Annotated in this window: 14 protein-coding genes and 1 pseudogene; 8 read left to right on the plus strand and 7 right to left on the minus strand. The window is 61.0% G+C overall.

The window, feature by feature from the left end:
• The 6 genes from LG31_RS21510 to fdhD all read left to right on the plus strand — a co-directional run.
• Positions 1 to 193: hypothetical protein (locus LG31_RS21510; RefSeq protein ID WP_033112616.1), on the plus strand; the 193-nt coding region annotated here is incomplete at its 5' end.
• Between the two features lie 306 nt (positions 194 to 499).
• Positions 500 to 1,099, plus strand: a complete 600-nt coding sequence (locus LG31_RS0100805) for a 4Fe-4S dicluster domain-containing protein (RefSeq protein WP_033112617.1) — start codon at positions 500 to 502, stop codon at positions 1,097 to 1,099.
• Positions 1,100 to 1,145: 46 nt separating this feature from the next.
• Entirely contained in the window at positions 1,146 to 3,290 is a 2,145-nt protein-coding gene (fdhF, locus tag LG31_RS0100815; protein ID WP_081376060.1) for a formate dehydrogenase subunit alpha, read from the plus strand.
• Positions 3,291 to 3,486: 196 nt separating this feature from the next.
• The gene (locus LG31_RS0100820; protein WP_225628382.1) at positions 3,487 to 3,786 is read left to right on the plus strand and encodes a hypothetical protein; all 300 of its coding nucleotides are present in this window, start codon (positions 3,487 to 3,489) and stop codon (positions 3,784 to 3,786) included.
• A gap of 419 nt (positions 3,787 to 4,205) precedes the next feature.
• Positions 4,206 to 6,323, plus strand: coding sequence for a sigma 54-interacting transcriptional regulator (locus LG31_RS0100825; protein ID WP_033112619.1), 2,118 nt, complete (start codon positions 4,206 to 4,208; stop codon positions 6,321 to 6,323).
• Positions 6,320 to 7,180 (plus strand): formate dehydrogenase accessory sulfurtransferase FdhD, encoded by an 861-nt coding sequence (fdhD, locus tag LG31_RS0100830; RefSeq protein ID WP_238567456.1) that lies wholly within the window; start codon positions 6,320 to 6,322, stop codon positions 7,178 to 7,180. Before LG31_RS0100825 ends, fdhD begins: the two co-directional genes overlap by 4 nt.
• Positions 7,181 to 7,295: 115 nt before the next feature.
• Here the strand turns inward: fdhD and asd are convergent, their stop codons facing one another.
• The 4 genes from asd to LG31_RS20200 form a co-directional block, all read right to left on the minus strand.
• Positions 7,296 to 8,408, minus strand: coding sequence for an aspartate-semialdehyde dehydrogenase (gene asd, locus LG31_RS0100835; protein ID WP_033112620.1), 1,113 nt, complete (start codon positions 8,406 to 8,408; stop codon positions 7,296 to 7,298).
• Positions 8,409 to 8,771: 363 nt separating this feature from the next.
• Positions 8,772 to 10,067, minus strand: coding sequence for a D-amino acid dehydrogenase (locus LG31_RS0100840; protein ID WP_338010659.1), 1,296 nt, complete (start codon positions 10,065 to 10,067; stop codon positions 8,772 to 8,774).
• Between the two features lie 180 nt (positions 10,068 to 10,247).
• Positions 10,248 to 11,768 carry a cryptochrome/photolyase family protein gene (locus tag LG31_RS0100845; RefSeq protein WP_033112622.1) on the minus strand — a complete coding sequence of 507 codons (1,521 nt, stop codon included), beginning with the start codon at positions 11,766 to 11,768 and terminating at the stop codon, positions 10,248 to 10,250.
• Complete coding sequence (locus LG31_RS20200; protein WP_084059504.1) at positions 11,768 to 11,932, minus strand: DUF2256 domain-containing protein; 165 nt, start codon at positions 11,930 to 11,932, stop codon at positions 11,768 to 11,770. The genes LG31_RS0100845 and LG31_RS20200 overlap by 1 nt, the downstream gene beginning before the upstream one ends.
• A 338-nt stretch (positions 11,933 to 12,270) precedes the next feature.
• Between LG31_RS20200 and LG31_RS0100850 the strand changes: the two are divergent.
• Positions 12,271 to 13,470 (plus strand): annotated as a pseudogene (locus tag LG31_RS0100850) (tryptophanase).
• Between the two features lie 134 nt (positions 13,471 to 13,604).
• Here LG31_RS0100850 and cdd read toward each other — a convergent pair.
• From cdd to LG31_RS0100865, 3 genes are all read right to left on the minus strand, one after another.
• Positions 13,605 to 14,489 (minus strand): cytidine deaminase, encoded by an 885-nt coding sequence (gene cdd, locus LG31_RS0100855; RefSeq protein ID WP_033112623.1) that lies wholly within the window; start codon positions 14,487 to 14,489, stop codon positions 13,605 to 13,607.
• 185 nt (positions 14,490 to 14,674) lie between these two features.
• On the minus strand, positions 14,675 to 15,361 hold the full coding sequence (locus LG31_RS0100860; protein ID WP_033112624.1) for an LrgB family protein: 687 nt from the start codon (positions 15,359 to 15,361) through the stop codon (positions 14,675 to 14,677).
• Positions 15,358 to 15,714, minus strand: a complete 357-nt coding sequence (locus LG31_RS0100865; RefSeq protein WP_005333279.1) for a CidA/LrgA family protein — start codon at positions 15,712 to 15,714, stop codon at positions 15,358 to 15,360. Before LG31_RS0100865 ends, LG31_RS0100860 begins: the two co-directional genes overlap by 4 nt.
• Positions 15,715 to 15,874: 160 nt before the next feature.
• On the opposite strand from LG31_RS0100865, the gene LG31_RS0100870 reads away from it, so the two are divergent.
• Complete coding sequence (locus LG31_RS0100870) at positions 15,875 to 17,584, plus strand: glycoside hydrolase family 36 protein (protein WP_033112625.1); 1,710 nt, start codon at positions 15,875 to 15,877, stop codon at positions 17,582 to 17,584.
• The last annotated feature ends 65 nt before the right edge of the window (positions 17,585 to 17,649 follow it).

Below are 17,649 nucleotides of genomic sequence, written 5' to 3' on the forward strand. Positions count from 1 at the left end.
GCTCTGGCTCAACAAATTAGTCAATAAGTGGCCCATTTTTGTTCGATTTGACTTGATGATGGCTTGCCAGTTCGATAGCAAAACCAAACAACTTGCCATCGCCCCAAGCGGCTTTGGCGTGCTGCGCAGCCCATTTTTGGCTCTTGGTATGGTTTTTCTTCCCGGTTTTCCTTCCTCCGCTTCTCTGGTTTAGAGCAGCCGACCCTGGCTGCAAATGCCTTCGAACTGCTCCTTATGCGACTGGGGCAGGGGTTGGTCAGCCGGTGTCGAGCTCGTCACTTTTGTCGTGTCGATCACACTTCCCACCCCGTCCTCACCCTCGTCAGGGGTGGCAATCAGCGCGCTTCTATTTCTGATTACTTCTTTATTTTCAGTTGCTTGTGATTTTTTATCGCAACCTTGGCCCGTTTTGGTCTGATAAATGCTTTGTGGGGGGCTGGCCGCCTCTTTGCCTGTCGGCGGGCGGCCCGGTGTAACGAACCATTTAGGATCCCTCTCTATGAACAGCTTCGTGATTGCAGATCCCAGTCTCTGTATTGGGTGTCGTACCTGTGAGGTGGCCTGCGCCGTTTCACACCAGTCAGGGTCTTGCAGCGGGACCCTTGAGCGGGAGGGCGGCCTGCATCTTGCCATCGAGGATGGACATCTGGTCTCCAAGGACAGCTACTTTCAGCCGCGCCTGAAGGTGATCGTGGGCAGCAAGGTGACCACGCCGGTGCTCTGCCGCCAGTGTGAAGACAAGCCGTGCGCCATGGCCTGCCCGAACAATGCCATCGTCAGCGAGGATGGTTGCGTCAAGGTGTTGCAGGAGCGCTGCATCGGCTGCAAGTCCTGCGTGGTGGCCTGTCCTTACGGCGCCATGGCGGTGGTGCTCAAAGAGGTGGCACCCGCTGCCGATTCGCTCTTCAAGCGTCCGCAGACCAAGGCGCAGGCGCTCAAGTGCGATCTCTGCCGTCACCGCGAGGCGGGCCCGGCCTGTGTCGAGGTGTGTCCGACCCAGGCGCTGCGGCTGGTCACGCCGGAGCATCTTGAAAACCTGAACCGGCAGAAGCAGCTGGCCAGTGCCGAGGCACTGCTGGCGATGCCGGCGCGGGTGTGAGCGGGCTTGCCGAGCCGTTTTTCGTTAACAAACAAGAGTGTGAGTCATGAAAAAAGTCATTACCGTGTGCCCCTATTGCGGCACCGGTTGCAAAATCAACCTGCTGGTTGAAAACGACAAGGTGGTGGGGGCCGAAGGCGCCAACGGCCGGACCAACGAGGGGCAGCTCTGCCTCAAGGGCTATTACGGTTGGGATTTTTTGAACGACACCAACCTGCTGACCCCCCGTCTCAAGAGCCCGATGATCCGCCGCGAGCGCGGTGGCAAGTTCGAGGCTGTCTCCTGGGATGAAGCGATCGAGTTCGCCAGCAGCCGTCTCTCCGCCATCAAGGCGAAATATGGCCCGGACGCTATCATGACCACCGGCTCTGCCCGTGGCCCGGGCAATGAAGCCAACTATGTGATGCAGAAATTTGCCCGTGCGGTGATTGGGACGAACAACGTCGACCACTGCGCGAGGGTGTGACACGCACCCTCAGTCTCCGGTCTGGAGACAACTGTAGGCAACGGCGCCATGAGCAACGCCATTCCCGAAATTCAAGAGACCAAGTGCCTGCTGGTGTTTGGTTACAACGCTGCTGACTCTCACCCCATCGTCGCTCGCCATATCCTCAAGGCGAAGGCAAACGGGGCCAAGGTGATTGTGTGTGATCCCCGCATGGTGGAGACCGCCCGTATCGCCGATCAGTGGCTGCCGCTCAAAAACGGTTCCAACATGGCGCTGGTTAACGCTTTCGCCAACGTGTTGATCAATGAAGGGCTCTACAACAAGGCCTTTGTCGCCAACTACACCGAAGGGTTCGAGACCTTCAAGGCGACGGTGGCCAAGTACACTCCGGAATATGTCGAGGGGATCACTGGCCTCAAAGCCGCCGATATCCGCGCCGCCATTCGCACCTATGCCGAGTCGCCAGCGTCCATGATCCTGTGGGGCATGGGGGTGACCCAGTACGGTCAGGCAGTGGACGTGGTCAAGGGGCTGGCGGGTCTGGCGCTGCTGACCGGCAACTTCGGTCGCCGCGGCACCGGCTGCGGGCCGGTACGTGGTCAGAACAACGTGCAGGGCACCTGTGATATGGGGATGCTGCCGCATCAGTTCCCGGGTTATCAGTCGGTGGCCGATCCCGCCATCAGCGCCAAGTTCGCCAAGGCGTGGGGCGTGGAGTCGCTCTCCCAAAAGCCCGGCTATCGCCTGACGGAGCTTGGCCACAAGGTGGAGGAGGGCAAGTGCAAGGCCTTCTACATCTTTGGTGAAGATCCGGCTCAGACCGAAGCTGACTTGGGTCAGTTCCGCCGCACTCTGGCGGGGATGGAGCTGGTGATCGTGCAGGATATCTTCATGACCCAGACCGCCGAGATGGCCGACGTCATTCTGCCCGCCACCAGTTGGGGCGAGCATGAAGGGGTATACAGCTCGGCGGATCGCGGCTTCCAGCGCTTCTACAAGGCGGTGACGCCCCCCGAGAACGTGAAGCCGGACTGGGCCATCTTCTCGTTGATGGCGACCGCCATGGGTTATCCCATGGAGTACCACAACACCGAAGAGATCTGGGACGAGATGCGTGCGCTCTGCCCGCTCTATGCCGGGGTCAGCTACGACAAGATGGCCGATCTCAAGAGCGTGCAGTGGCCCTGTCCGACCGAGGATCACCCGGGCACCAGCACTCTGTTCGAGGGGAATGTGTTCACCACCCCGAGTGGCAAGGGTCAGCTGATTGCCTCCGAGTGGCGGCCGCCGCTGGAGCAGCCCTGTGCCGAGTACCCGCTGGTGCTTTCCACCGTGCGCGAGGTAGGTCACTACTCCTGCCGCTCCATGACCGGCAACTGCTCGGCGCTGCAGACCCTGGCCGATGAGCCGGGCTATGTGCAGATCCACCCGAGCGATGCCAAAAAGCTCGGGGTGAAGGATCAGGCGCTGGTCTGGATCTCGTCGCGCCGTGGCAAGGTGATCACCCGCGCCAACTACAACGACCGGGTCAACGCCGGGGTGGTCTACATGACCTACCAGTGGTGGATCGGGGCCTGCAACGAGCTCACCATCGAGCACGTCGATCCCGTCTCCCACACGCCGGAGTACAAGTACTGCGCGGTGAAGATCGAGCGCATCGACAATCAGCCTGAGGCGGAAGTGTACGTCCAGACTGAATACAGCGCGCTCAAGGCGAAATTGCGCAGCGCAGCCAAAGGCTGACCCGCCCTAAAAAAGGACGTTCTGCACAAATAAGGGAACCCGACTCGGATTTATCGAGTCGGGCACCCTTTTATTAGCCAAAAACAGGGGATAAATGATGCAACATGAAATTGGTCGCTTATTCGGAATTTTCTATATTGGCACCTATCTGGCGGCGATATTGCTGGGAATAGGTTGCTATATTTGGCGCGACGAGATGATATTTCTGCTCGGCTTCGGTTTTTTCGGCTGTTTTATGGCAGCACGGCTCGCCATGGGCAGCGTATTTTCCGCCTTGAGTATTTCCAGTGCCTGGCTGATCGGGTTTATATCCACCACCTTGATCAACTGCCTGCTGCTGGGGGTGATCACCCTGCTGGTCTACCTCACTCACCAGTGCGTCTCGGTTGAGCTTGCCGACAACGCCAGCTGGCTGCTGCTCGCCTTTCAGGGCTTCTCCGCGCTCTTTATTCTGGGCGGTTTGAAGTGCTGCCACACCCGCCTTGTCACCTCGTGAGCGACCACCTGAACGTGTTTCGAATGATGCCTTTATTGCACAGCAAAGGGGAGGCAACAGAGAGATCTGACAGTTGACAATGGCCCCTTGTACGGCCACCAATCCATTATTCAATCCGCGATGTAATTATTGCCTGAATATGGCAACCAGATATATTAAATCGGATTGTAATGAAATTTGAGCTCATCTATGATGAGTCGCCATTCCAATAATAATCACCCGATAACAATGTTATTTTTTGTTATCGTTCGTTAATAACAACGGTGGAATTGCAACATGCGACAAGTGTCGTCACCGCCTTCCTTTTGGCAGCGTGGATAGTGCGCTGCGGCTATTAATTCTGGTGAAACGCTTGTGTCGCGATGCGATGGCATGGACAGCCTGACTGGTGACTGAAATTGATATAACGTGAGGCCGCAATGCTTACTGTGAGTGCCATCCCCCTGGACGAGATCTCTCCCATCTGGGACGACGGTTTCCTCCTGCTCTCCAAATCCCTCCTGTCGGCCGTGACGCTCGATGACTTTATCCACAAACTCAACAAGATAGATGCCGGCTTTGGCGGCGTAACCCGGGTCAACCTGATCCTCAACCGGGGCTCCGGCGAGGAGGCCACTTTCTGTTACATGGGAGAGAGCGGCCCAAAGCACCTTGTCTGCCGCAAGGCAGACCTGCACGCTCCCACTGATGGTACCGAGCAGGCGATCATCCTGCCTGCCGCCCGTTTTGCCAACCGCTGTGCCTCCCTCGCTGCCGAAGGAATTTATGAGGGGCTGCGCTCCTACTGCCAGCTCCCCATCACCACCGCCCGCAGCCATCTTGGCGGGGTCGAGTTCATCAATACCCGCCTCGACAGCTTTACCATGGAGACGCTCGCCAAGCTGACCCAGCTGGCCGCCATCATCGCCATTGCGCTGGAGAACGTGCAGGACAAGGAGCGCACTCTGGAGCAGGCCAACTCCCTGCGCCTTGAGCGCGACAGCTGCAAAATTCTGGTGGATGTGACCAACGCGGTGATCAAGCTGGTGCGCATCGCCGAGCTGCCCAAGAGCCTGTTTGCCATCCTGCACCACCACTTTGGCATCAGCAGCCTCTGTCTGGCCGAGTACAACGCCACCTCGGACAGCTTCAAGAGCTATCTGGTCAACCAGCAGCAGAGCGATCAGCCGGGGATCATCGATCACTCCTGTTTTGAGAAGAACTGCCTGCAGGGGGCGCTGCGCCACAGCGAGCCCTTCTTCGTTTATCGCGAGCAGGGCCACGGCTGCCAGTCGAGCTGCCGCTTTACCTCCCAGATCCTGCCGCCCGATGCCGACAGCTCCTGCATTTTGCCGCTGCGCTATCAGGGCAATCTGCTGGGGGTGCTGATCCTCTCTCATCCAGAGGCCAACTTCTTCGCCGATATCGACATCTCCCTGCTGGAGCAGGTGGCGGCGCGCACGGCCATTGCCATGAACAACGTGCAGGCGCAGCAGGAGATCTCCAACACCAACGGTGCCAAAGAGAAGACCATTCGCATCAACGAGCCGCAGATGCAGGGGGAGTTCCCCCATATCATCTACCAGAGCGCGGTGATGGCAAACGTGCTGGAGAAGGTGCGGCTGGTGGCCGAGAGCGACAGTACCGTACTGATCCTTGGCGAGACCGGCACCGGCAAGGAGCTGATCGCCCAGGCCATTCATGCCCTGAGTGCCCGCCACGATCACGAGATGGTGAAGGTGAACTGCGCCGCCATCCCGACCGGCCTTATCGAGAGCGATCTGTTTGGCCACGAGAAGGGTGCCTTTACCGGCGCCCTGACCCAGCGCATCGGCCGCTTCGAGCGGGCCCACAAGGGTACCCTGTTCCTCGACGAAGTGGGGGATATGCCGCTGGATTTGCAGCCGAAACTCTTGCGGGTATTGCAGGAGCACGAGCTGGAGCGGGTCGGCAACAGCAACCCCATCGCGGTGGATGTGCGGCTGGTGGCCGCCACCAACTGCGATCTGCTCTCCATGGTCAAGAACAAGCGCTTTCGAAGTGACCTCTACTATCGTCTCAACGTCTTTCCCATCGAGCTGCCGCCCCTGCGCGAGCGGCGCGAGGATATCCCGCTCCTGGTCAACTTCTTCGTCAGAAAGATTGCCAAGCGGATGCGCCGCACCATCACCGCCATCCCCGCCGATGCCATGAAGATGCTGGTGTCGTTGCCGTGGTACGGCAATATCCGCGAGCTGGAGAACGTCATCGAGCGCGCCGTGGTGATGACTCGCGGTCACGTGCTGAACCTCTCGCCGGAGGAGCTGATGCCCCTCAAGGGCTACCACAAGATTGAGACGCTGGTCTATGACGAGCCCGCCACGCCGCTCTTTGCCGAGGGGCCGGAGGATGAGCGCGAGGCGATCATCGCCGCCCTGCGCGACTGCAATGGCATAGTCGCTGGCGAGCGGGGGGCGGCCAACCGCCTCGGCATGAAGCGCACCACCTTGCTCTCCAAAATGAAGCGGCTCGGCATCTCGGCCCGGGATCCCGAAATCATTGACGGGGTCGCACCATGAGAGAGCTACTTGAGCGTGAGTCGCGGGGCGAGCAGAGAGAACCGAGCGAACAGAACGAGCTGGCCCGCTGCGCCATCCACCGCGAGGTGGTGCACTACCGCGCTGATACCTTGACCTGCGACAGCGAGATGGCGCTCCCCTCCGAGACGCCGGTGGCGCTGGTCTACAACGGCATTGCCCACAGCGTGATGATGTGTTCGGCCTCCGATCTGGAGGATTTCGCCATCGGCTTCTCGCTCTCGGAGGGGATCATCGATAGCCTGCTCGATATCCACGACATCGAGCAGATTGACGGCTGTCAGGGGATTGAGCTGCATATCACCCTCGCCAACCGCTGCGTCCATCGCCTCAAAGAGAAGCGGCGCACCATGGCGGGCCGCACCGGTTGCGGCATCTGCGGCAGCGAGAGTCTGGAGCAGGTGATCCGCACCCAGCCACTGCTGCCCGATAGTCAGAGTCTGGCGGTAGGGCATATCGACAAGGTGCTGAGCGCGCTGCGCCCGCTCCAGCTGCTGGGCCAGCGCACCGGCGCCACCCATGCGGCAGTGCATCTGGATGGTGAGGGCAACATTCTCGCCATCCGCGAGGATGTGGGACGCCATATTGCGCTGGACAAACTGGTGGGGCACTTGTGCCGCGCTGGCCGCCGTGACGGTGCCATTCTGGTGACCAGCCGCGCCAGCTTCGAGATGGTGCAAAAGTGCGCCAGCGCCGGGGTGGAGATCTTGCTCGCCATCTCTGCTGCCACCGAGCTTGCGGTCGAGCGGGCCGAGCAGACCGGACTGACGTTGGTGGGCTTTTGCCGCCCCGGTCGGGCCGAGATCTACAGCGGTTGCCAGCGCATCCTGCTCAAGTAACGGCAAGCGTGACCGCAAGGCCGCGAACCTGCTAAACGGGTCATAAAAACTGGCAATGAAAAAGGGCGGGGAGTGTGACTCCCCGCCCTTGTTGTATCTGTGTTTGGCTTGCGGATTAACGGGCCAGCAGGATACGCAGCATACGGCGCAGCGGCTCGGCGGCGCCCCACAGCAGCTGGTCACCCACGGTAAAGGCGGCCAGATACTCCGGGCCCATATTGAGTTTGCGCAGACGACCGACAGGAATGCTGAGGGTGCCGGTGACGGCCGCCGGAGTCAGCTCGCGGGCGGTGATGTCGCGATCGTTGGGGATCACTTTCACCCAGTCGTTGTGGGCAGCCAGCAGGGCTTCGATCTCCGCCAGCGGCACATCCTTTTTCAGCTTGATGGTGAACGCCTGGCTGTGGCAGCGCAGGGCGCCGATCCGCACACAGAGACCATCCACCGGAATGACGGCATTCTCGATACCCAAAATCTTGTTGGTCTCGGCCTGACCCTTCCACTCTTCACGGCTCTGGCCGTTGTCGAGCTTGGTGTCGATCCAGGGGATAAGGCCACCGGCCAGCGGCACGCCGAAGTTGTCCACCGGCAGGGTGCCGGAGCGGGTCTTCTCGGTGATCTTGCGCTCGATGTCGAGGATGGCGGAGGCAGGGTCTGCCAGCTCGACCGCCACTTCGTCACGCAGCATCCCCATCTGGGTGACCAGCTCGCGCATATGGCGGGCACCACCACCGGAGGCGGCCTGATAGGTGGCCACGCTCACCCACTCAACCAGATCGGCCTTGAACAGACCACCCAGTGCCAGCAGCATCAGGCTGACGGTGCAGTTGCCGCCAACGAAGGTCTTGATGCCGTCGTTCAGGGCCTGCTCAATCACGTCGCCGTTGACCGGATCCAGAATGATGACGGCGTCTTTCTCCATCCGCAGGGAGGAGGCGGCGTCAATCCAGTAACCTTGCCAGCCGGCGGCTTTCAGGCGGGGATAGACATCCTTGGTGTAGTCGCCGCCTTGGGCGGTGATGATGATATCCTGTTTGGCCAGCGCCGCGATATCGAAGGCGTCCTGCAGGGTACCGGCATCGACGCCGAAGTTGGGTGCGGCCTCACCGGCCTGGGAGGTGGTGAAGAATGTGGGTTGAATATGGGCGAAATCCTGCTCTTCCTGCATCCGGCTCATCAGAACCGATCCCACCATGCCACGCCAACCGACCAAACCTACTTTTTTCATATTGTCCTACCCTGGATTGCTGCTAAAGAAACTCGCGATGACACCCGTAACCTCTTGTCTGGCGACGCCTGTTTACAAGCGGTTTACAGGCCATTTAAAAAATATGCGCTGCGAAAAATGCGTCTATCCACATTACGGATTGTGGCGGCTTGCGCAAGTCGAATTGCGCAATATTCTGTGCCGTTTGCTGCATTAACCGGCAGGGACAGCGTAGCTGCGACAGGCGGGTGGGGGAGAGGTCAACATCAGACGAAAAGGCCACCGCTTGTGGCGGTGGCCTGTCAATAAAGCGGCTGGCGTCAGTCGTCTCGCGTTTATCCGGGGGAGCAGTTGGCAAGTGAAACAGCCCGACTGCGTGGGCGCTTAGCCGTAGCGGGCCAGGGTCAGCCCCTCGTCGCTGATGGCGGGGTCGCTGCCGCTGATAAGATCGCACAACAGCTGACCCGAACCGGCCGCCATAGTCCAGCCCAGGGTGCCGTGGCCGGTATTGAGCCAGAGGCCGGGAATGGGGCTTGGCCCGACCAGCGGGGTGCCATCCGGCGTCATGGGGCGCAGGCCGGTCCAGAATTCAGCCTGACTGATATCGCCCCCTTCGGGGAAGAGATCCCCCACCACCATGGCCAGGGTGTCGTGGCGCCTCGGGTTAAGGGCGAGGTTGTAGCCCGACAGCTCCGCCATGCCGCCGACCCGGATCCGCTCGTCAAAACGGGTGATGGCCACCTTGTAGGTCTCGTCGAGCACGGTGCTGCGCGGCGCCGCGTCAGCGTTGATCATCGGCAGGGTGAGGGAGTAGCCCTTGACCGGATAGACCGGCAGCTCCAGCCCGAGCGGGCGCAGCAGCGGCCGCAAAAAGCCGGTGGCATAGCTGCCGAGCGCACAGACGATGGCATCGGCGCGATAGCGCTGCTCGCCTGCCCGCACCGCCACGGCGCGGCCGCGGGCTTGCTCAATCTCGTCGATATCGCAGTTGAAGACAAACTTGACCCCGAGCTTCTCGGCTTCAAGGGCAAGGGCCTTGGTGAAGCGGAAGCAGTCGCCGGTCTCGTCGCCGGGCAGGCGCAGGCCGCCGACGATTTTGCCGCGCACCCGTGCCAGCGCAGGCTCTGCCGCTTCGCAGCCGCTGGCATCCAGCGACTGGTAGGGGACGCCATACTCCTCCAGCACCTCGATATCGCGCTGACTGGCATCGAGCTGGGATTGGCTGCGAAACAGCTGCAGGGTGCCGAGCTGGCGCCCTTCGTAATCGATGTTCAGCTCGTCGCGCAGCAGCTTCATACAATCGCGACTGTATTCGGCGAGGCGCACCATGCGCCCCTTGTTGGTGGCATAGGCGGTCGGGGTGCAGTTGGCGAGCATTCTGAGCATCCAGCGCAGCTGGAAGGGGTCGGCGGTGGGGCGCACCGTGAAGGGGGCATGCTTTTGCAGCATCCACTTGGCGGCCTTGAGCGGAATGCCGGGGGCCGCCCAAGGGGCCGCATAGCCGGGGGATATCTGCCCGGCGTTGGCATGGCTGGTTTCAAGGGCGACGCCCCCTTGTCGCTCCAGCAGGGTCACCTTGTGACCCGCTTTGGCCAGATACCAGGCGCTGGTTACCCCAATCACGCCGCCACCGAGAATCACTATCTCCATATCGTCTTTCCTTAGACTCGTTTTTCTGATGTTTGGTTGATGGAAACCTTGATGTGGCCACCACCATAATCAGCCGCCACAGGATATTCAACCGCTCTGCGCAGGATTGGGATCTCCGTCTGCCTGCCAGTCACAGGCTGGTGTTTGGTGCGATGGCACGCCTGATTGCCAGCGTAAATCGCTGCGCTGTTGTCACGAGGAGTGGCCCGTTTACAGCTGCTCCAGCTGGATTAGGTACTGCTCCGCCGTCGCCAGAATGGCGTGCTGCTGTTCGGCGGCTTGGCCATCCCAGTTGGCATAGGGGAGGGCGAGGCGGGGATTGCCGCCAAGTTTGTCCCGATTGCGCCAGAGAAAGTGCCAGTAGAGGCTGTTGAAGGGGCAACTTCCGTCGCCGCTGCGGGCTTTGACCTGATAGTGGCACCCCCTGCAGTAGTGGCCCATTCGCTCGAGATAGGCGCCGCTACTGGCGTAGGGCTTGCTGCCCATCAGGCCGCCATCGGCAAACTGGCTCATGCCGCGGGTGTTGGGCAGCTCCACCCACTCGATGGCATCCACATAGATGCCGAGATACCACTGATCCACCTCATCGGGGTCAATCCCCGCCAGCAGGGCAAAGTTGCCGGTCACCATCAGCCGCTGGATATGGTGGGCGTAACCGTGTTCCAGAGACTGACGAATGGCGTGGCGCACGCAGGCCATGTCTGTTTCGCCGCTCCAGAAAAAGCCGGGTAGCGGCCGGTTGGCCCCGAGAAAATTGGTCTGCTTGTAGTCGGGCATCTTCTCCCAGTAGAGGGCACGGACAAACTCGCGCCAGCCAAGGATCTGGCGAATAAAGCCCTCCACCTGCGCCAGGGTGATGGAGGCCTGATTGGCCTGCCAGTGGGCTTCGGCTGCACGGATCACCTCAAGCGGATGAAGCATCTTGCTGTTGAGGGAAAACGACAGGCGACTGTGAAACAGGCTCCAGCCCCGCTCGCTCAGGGCATCCTGATAGCGGCCAAAGTGGGGCAGGCAGTGCGTCAGGAAATGTGCCAGCAGCTCGCGGCTCTGGCGCCGGCTGATGGGCCACGGCAGTCTGCTGGCATCCGACTCGCCGATGGTGCTGACCCCGTGGCGGGTCAACATGGCGTCAATCTCGTTCACCTCGTTGGCAAAGGTGAGGGGCGCCGGGATGGGCTGGCTCGCCGGCAGTTTGGCGCGGTTCTCGTCATCGAAGTTCCAGCGCCCGCTAAGGGGCTGGCCGCGCTCATCAAGCAGCACTTGGTATTGTTTGCGCAGGGCGCGGTAGAAGAACTCCATCCGGCTGTGGGGGTAGCGCTGCCAGCCATCACGGGGGGTGAGAAAATGTTCGCTATCTACCTCGGTAGCAGGGATGGCAAGGCCAGCGGCCCAGCTCTTCAACTGGTTGGCGAGGCGCCACTCGTCCGGGCTCTGCCAGGCAAAGCTGTCGGCCTGATGTGCTTCGAGCTGAGCCTCCAGCAAGCTTGGTAAATCGGGCCAGCGGGCACTCTCATCGAGGGTCAGGTAACAGACGCGGTGGCCCGCTTGGGTGAGGGCTGCCGCGAAGGCGCGCATGGCGGCAAAGAAGGCCAGCACCTTCTGGCGATGGTGGCGGCAGTAGTCGGTCTCTTGGCGCAGCTCTGCCATCAGATAGCAGACCGCCGGATCCGGTGTGCGAAACCAGCTGTGAGCGGCGTTCAGCTGATCGCCGAGCACAAGGCGCAGCTCCATCAGACTTGCTCCCCATTATGTTGACTGCTGTGGTGACGAGCGTGGCGACAGCGCTCGCTGCAGTAGCGCACTGCCTCCCAGCTGCATGCCCACTTGCGCCGCCAGCTGAAGAGGCGCTGGCAGACGGGGCAGATTTTCTCGGGCAGATGGGATTTGCGATGCATGATGGCTTCCGGCCTTGGCTGATGGGGGATGTGGCGTGTGGGTAGGGAGAATAACGAACCTAGGGAGCGGGCGGATCAACCTCACTGCCGGTTTGCCGCACAGATGCGCACTTTGTGAGCGGGCGCACAGCCTGTCGGTGCACCCATTGTTTACAAATCAACCAGTCGTTAACGTGGCGAGGCTGCCCGTTGGCAGCATCCATCAATGGATCTTATTGGCCACCGACTGTCTACAACCGATATGGAAGGGAGTGATGCCAATCATGACAGCTACGCCCCGGCCTCTTTGCCAATCCCGATTTCAAACACACTGGCCTTGCGCCGGTGAGGAGTCTTTTATGCGTCGTATGCCCGAGCCGTTTCGTATCAAGATGGTCGAGCCCATCAAACAGACCACTGGCGCCTAGCGCCGCGCCGCCCTCGAGGCCGCTGGCTGGAACCTCTTCCTGTTGCTGGCCGAAGATGTCTATATCGATCTGCTGACCGACAGTGGCACAGGTGCCATGTCCGACCGCCAGTGGGCCGGTATCATGATGGGGGATGAGGCCCATGTGGAGTTGGCCGGCGCGCGGGCCATCAACCTGCTCACTCCGAAAGCTCTCGACACCACGGCCCCTTATGCCTGGAAGGGGGATTTTGATCTTCCTCGCCTGACCAACACCATCAAGACCCTGGGGGCCGACAACGTGGCCGGCGTCATCATCACGGTGACCTGCAATAGCGCCGGTGGCCAGCCGGTCTCCATGGCCAATATGGAGGCGGTCTCCGAGCTGGCCCGTCGTCACCATATTCCGGTGGTGATCGACGCCGCCCGCTTTGCCGAGAACGCCTGGTTTATCAAGGAGCGGGATCCGGCTTATGCGAAGTGCAGCATCAAGGAGATAGTGCGCCAGATGTTTGCGCTGGGGGACATCTTCACCATGTCGGCCAAAAAGGACGGGCTGGTCAATATCGGCGGGCTCTGCTGTTTCAAAGAGGATCTCGACCTGTTCCGTGCGGTGCAGGTGCGCTGCGTGGCGATGGAGGGGTTTGTCACATACGGTGGCCTTGCCGGACGGGACATGGCGGCGCTCGCCATTGGCCTACGCGAGGGGATGGATGAGGAGTATCTCACCTATCGCATCAGTCAGGTGGCTTATCTCGGCGAGCGGCTGGCCGAGGCGGGCATCCCCATCCAAACCCCCACTGGCGGCCATGCGGTGTTTGTCGATGCCAAAAAGCTGCTGCCCCATATTCCGGCCGAGCAGTTTCCGGCCCATGCGCTCGCCTGCGAGCTCTATCTGGAAGGGGGCGTGCGCGGGGTGGAGATTGGCTCCCTGTTGCTGGGGCGTGATCCCGCCACCGGCAAGCAGGAGGCGGCAGATTTCGAGCTGTTGCGGCTCACCATTCCGCGCCGGGTTTACACCCGGGATCACATGGACTATGTGGCCGACTGCCTGATCGCGGTGAAAGCGCGGGCCAGCGACATTCGCGGGCTCACCTTTGAATACGAGCCGCCGCTGCTGCGCCACTTCACTGCGCGGCTGAAACCGGTCTGATCAGCAACCGGTTAGACGGGGTGATCAACCGCGCCAAATCGTGCAGATCACCGGTCGCTCCCGGTTAAACGGCCAAGTAAAAAAGCCCCCGCACCAAGGTGCGGGGGCTTTCGTTTATCGACGCAAAGCCGGGGTCAGACCGCCTGATACTCCAACTCGACCGAGCCCAGCGCCTTGAGGGTGGACTGGGCGGAGTCACGCTGGCTGATCTGGCCGTTTTTATTCTCCAGCAGCACGGCGCGGCGGATGGTGGCAAGATCTTCGCCATTAAGCACTGCATGGGCGCAGGCCATCTGCATCGGCGGCAGGCTGGGGTTGAAGGCGGCGTTCTCGGCGTAGCGGCCAGAGAAGATGCGGCCATCGGCAAACTGCAGCGCCACCGCGGCATAGCCCTGGCTATAGGGGGCGTAGCTTTGACGGGCGGAGGCCAGCGCGGCTTGCCACAGCGGGTCTTCGCTTTGAAGTTCAAGCTCTGCGTGATCCTGCGGGCTCATCAGCGCATCTGTGATGTCGAGATCCGCCGGGCCAAACGAGTGGGGCAGGAAGGATTGCAGGGCGCTCAGGTCATCGGGCAGAGAGACTTTCAGGATCTTGGCGGTGCTCAGTTCGTTCATGAACTGACGGCAGTGGCCGCAGGGGGTGTAGTTGACGGTGATTTCAGAGATCCCGGTCTCGCCACCCAGCCAGGCGTTGGAGATGGCGGACTGCTCGGCGTGAACCGAGTGGAACAGACCTTGTCCCGCGAACTCCATATTGGCGCCAAAGTACCAGCTGCCGCTCAGGCCGCAGGCGATGGCACCGACATAAAACTTGGAGATGGGCGCGACCGAGCAGGCGGCGGCCAGCGGCAACAGGGCGAGGCGCAGGGCGCGATCATCGAGACCTGTGGCGGCTTTCAGGGTGGCGACTTGCTCCGGCGTGAAGCGGGCGTTGAAGTCGGCACTATCCAGCATGGGCTGCACGGCTGCTTTGAGCGGGGCAGAGAGGGTATCGAATGGCTTGGCAAAACGGGGATGCATAGTGTGTCCTCAAAGGCCAATTGGGCGGCCATTGTAGGGAGCAAGCTCGGGTAAATGTGTGAGCAGGCTCACGCCCTGACGGGCAAACGGAGGGGGATGGTAATGGAAACGTTTGTCTTGTGCAAATTGTGCGGCAGGTCGCACCCCGACAGCGCTGCAGAGCCGTCGGGGTGGTTAATCATCGGTCAGGTGAGCCAGTGATAGATGGCAAAAAGGAGGGGCGCGACGGCAGCGGTGAGGATACCGCACACCACCATGGCGAGCGATGCAAAGGCGCCCTGGGTGATCCCCTTCTCGGCTGAGGTGGCGGTGCCGATGGCGTGGGCACAGGCCCCCATGGCGAGCCCCTGCGCTTCCGGGTCGGTCACTTTGAGCAGTTTGAGCAGCGGGTAGCCGATCAGGGCGCCGACAATTCCCACTACCACCACCACAGCAGCGGCGATGGCGGGAATGCCGCCAATGGACTGGCTGACGCTCATGGCGAGCGGGGTGGTGATGGATTTGGTCGCCAATGAGGCGAGCAGCGCCGGATCTGTGCCCATAAAATGACCGATCAGCAGGGTTGTGCACACCGAGATCAAGACGGAGGCGAGGGTACAGATTAGGATGGGCTTGAGCTTGGCCTGAATTTGGCGCGCCTGCTGATAGAGCGGCAGCGCCAGCGCAACTACTGCGGGCTCCAGCAGCATGGTAATGGGGCTGCTGCCGCGCTCGTACTGCTCAAGGGGCAGGTCGAGCCAGAGCAGCAGACCGATGATCACCGCGGTCGGCACCAGCACCGGATTGATGATGGGCCAGGGCAGGCGGCGATAGAGGGCGCGGGTGGCGAAATAGAGCGCCAGGGTCAGAGGGATCGCTAGCCAGAAGATCATTTGTTCATCCTCTGGTAGAGCCGACCGACGGTGGCGAGGATCAGCACGATCCCGAGCACGATGCAGAGCATGATGACGCCGAAGGATTGGCGCAGGGGCTCAAGCCAGGCCACCAGTCCGACCGCAACCGGCACGAACAAAACGCCCATGTGGCGCAGCAGCAAGCCTGCTCCCAGCTCGACCCAGTGCAGCTTGATCAGTTGCAGGGAGAGCAGCACAAACAGCAGCAGCATGCCGATGATGCTGCCGGGAAAGGCAAACGGCAGGATGGCTGCCACGGATTTGCCTGCCAGCAGGCAGGCGACGATGACCATAAAGTCACGAAAGTACAGCAAGGCGCGTTGCGCGATCACGTGAACCTCATCGACTGGGAAGAAAAATCGCAGTTTACCAGAGAGGCCGGGTCGCGGCATTAAAACAATAACAACTGAAATCAGTTCATTTGAAGCTGATTTGATTGGCATTTTTTGAAAAGTGCCTGATAGAACCCTTTTTGAACTACAAGGAGTAGTGATGACATCCCTCTTGTCCCGAGTTCGCCAGCTGGCGAACGATAATGCGTTGCCACCCCATCTGCTGCAAACCCGTCAGTGGGAAGGGCCCCTGTGTCGGGTGCGACTCGACAACACCGGTTCTGATGCCACCCCGGTCGAGCGCTGGGTGCTGTTTGACGGCAAGCTTGGCCTGCCGGTGGATAGCGCCATCTATGGCGAAGGATTCCAGATGCTGGCCCAGACCATGGGTAGCTGGCAATCACCACAACATGTCGGCCGTTGTCCCGATGCCAGCGTCTATCGCATTACTGATGACAATGGCTATCACACAATTCACAACCTGCTGCTGGTGGAGCATGGCAAGGGGTGGCTGCTGCTCGCCTTTGCCAGCTGCCACCGTTTTGGCGGGGAGTTTCGCCTCTACCCGGATGGTCGGCTGCAGATCCTGATGAACTGCGAAGGGCGGGAACTCGCGGCCGGTGAGCACTGGCAGAGCGAGGCGCTGATCTGCCTTGAAGGGGCGGATCGCGAGGATCTGCTGGCCGAGTTGGCACGGATGATCGAGGTCGAGCATGGCTCGCTGATCGGTAAGGTGAGTGATCGCCCGAGCGGCTGGTGCTCCTGGTATCACTACTACGCCGAGGTGAGCGCCGCCGACATTCGCGAGAACCTGCAGGTGCGTGCCGAGCGCTTCCCGGCCCTGCGCTATGTGCAAATCGACGATGGCTATCAGGCCAAAATGGGTGACTGGCTCACCCCGTCGGCCAAGTTTGAGCAAGGCGTGGCGTCGCTGGCCGCCGAGATCAAACAGGCTGGCTGCGAGCCTGCCCTCTGGGTCGCCCCCTTTATTGCCGAGCCAACTTCGCAGGTGTTTCAGGATCACCCCGACTGGTTCGTAAAGGGGGATGACGGCTTGCCGCTCCCCTCCGAGCGAGTGACTTATGGCGGTTGGCGCTGTACCCCCTGGTATGTGCTGGACGGTACCCACCCCGAGGTGCAAGCTCACCTTGAGCAGGTGTTCCGCACTCTGCGCGAGCAGTGGGGCATCCACTACTTCAAGCTCGATGCCAACTTCTGGGGTGCCATCCATGGTGGTCGTTTCCACGATCCGGCGGCCACCCGGGTTGAGGCCTATCGACGCGGCATGGCCGCCATCTTGCGCGGCGCAGGGGAGGGAGCCTTCCTGCTTGGTTGCAATGCCCCCATTTGGCCAAGTCTTGGCTTGGTGCACGGTATGCGGGTGAGCGATGACGTGGAGCGCAACGGCCACCGTTATCGCCAGATCGCCCGCGAGGCGTTCTGCCGCGCCTGGCAGAACGACAAGCTTTGGGCCCTCGACCCCGACTGCATCTGTTTGCGGGATCTGCCAACCCAGCAAGCGAGTCAGGCTGAATACAGCTTCCATCTGGCGGCACTGGTGGCGAGTGGCGGCATGATGCTGGCGGGTGATCGACTGCAAGATCTCGATGAGGAGCAGGCGGCGCAACTGCGCAAGCTGCTGGGTCTTTGTGCTGCTCGTGCACCTTCTGCCCGTTTCGAGTCGATGGACTTTGCCTGCGGTGAAGTGAGCCTGCCCGAGGGGGGCACTCTGCTCTGCCTCTTCAACTGGGAGGGGCAACCACAGGAGTTTCTGCTGCCGGAAGGGGGAACCGATTTTTGGCAGGGAGAGGCAGTCGGTACGGCCGTGACCCTGCAAGGGGGCGAAGGGCGGGTGATCCGTTACATCTGATAAGGCCCGCCTCTCAAACAATTCAGGCTCCTTCGGGAGCCTGAGTTTTTGCTATTTGCATGAGC

The sequence above is a fragment of the Aeromonas lacus genome, from assembly GCF_000764665.1.
GTDB lineage: Bacteria > Pseudomonadota > Gammaproteobacteria > Enterobacterales > Aeromonadaceae > Aeromonas > Aeromonas lacus.

Coding starts and splice junctions, on each gene's coding strand:
- LG31_RS0100805 (WP_033112617.1), top strand. CDS start 500: ATGAACAGCTTCGTGATTGCAGATCCCAGTCTCTGTATTGGGTGTCGT.
- LG31_RS0100820 (WP_225628382.1), top strand. CDS start 3,487: ATGATATTTCTGCTCGGCTTCGGTTTTTTCGGCTGTTTTATGGCAGCA.
- LG31_RS0100825 (WP_033112619.1), top strand. CDS start 4,206: ATGCTTACTGTGAGTGCCATCCCCCTGGACGAGATCTCTCCCATCTGG.
- fdhD (WP_238567456.1), top strand. CDS start 6,320: ATGAGAGAGCTACTTGAGCGTGAGTCGCGGGGCGAGCAGAGAGAACCG.
- asd (WP_033112620.1), bottom strand. CDS start 8,408: ATGAAAAAAGTAGGTTTGGTCGGTTGGCGTGGCATGGTGGGATCGGTT.
- LG31_RS0100845 (WP_033112622.1), bottom strand. CDS start 11,768: ATGGAGCTGCGCCTTGTGCTCGGCGATCAGCTGAACGCCGCTCACAGC.
- LG31_RS20200 (WP_084059504.1), bottom strand. CDS start 11,932: ATGCATCGCAAATCCCATCTGCCCGAGAAAATCTGCCCCGTCTGCCAG.
- cdd (WP_033112623.1), bottom strand. CDS start 14,489: ATGCATCCCCGTTTTGCCAAGCCATTCGATACCCTCTCTGCCCCGCTC.
- LG31_RS0100860 (WP_033112624.1), bottom strand. CDS start 15,361: ATGATCTTCTGGCTAGCGATCCCTCTGACCCTGGCGCTCTATTTCGCC.
- LG31_RS0100870 (WP_033112625.1), top strand. CDS start 15,875: ATGACATCCCTCTTGTCCCGAGTTCGCCAGCTGGCGAACGATAATGCG.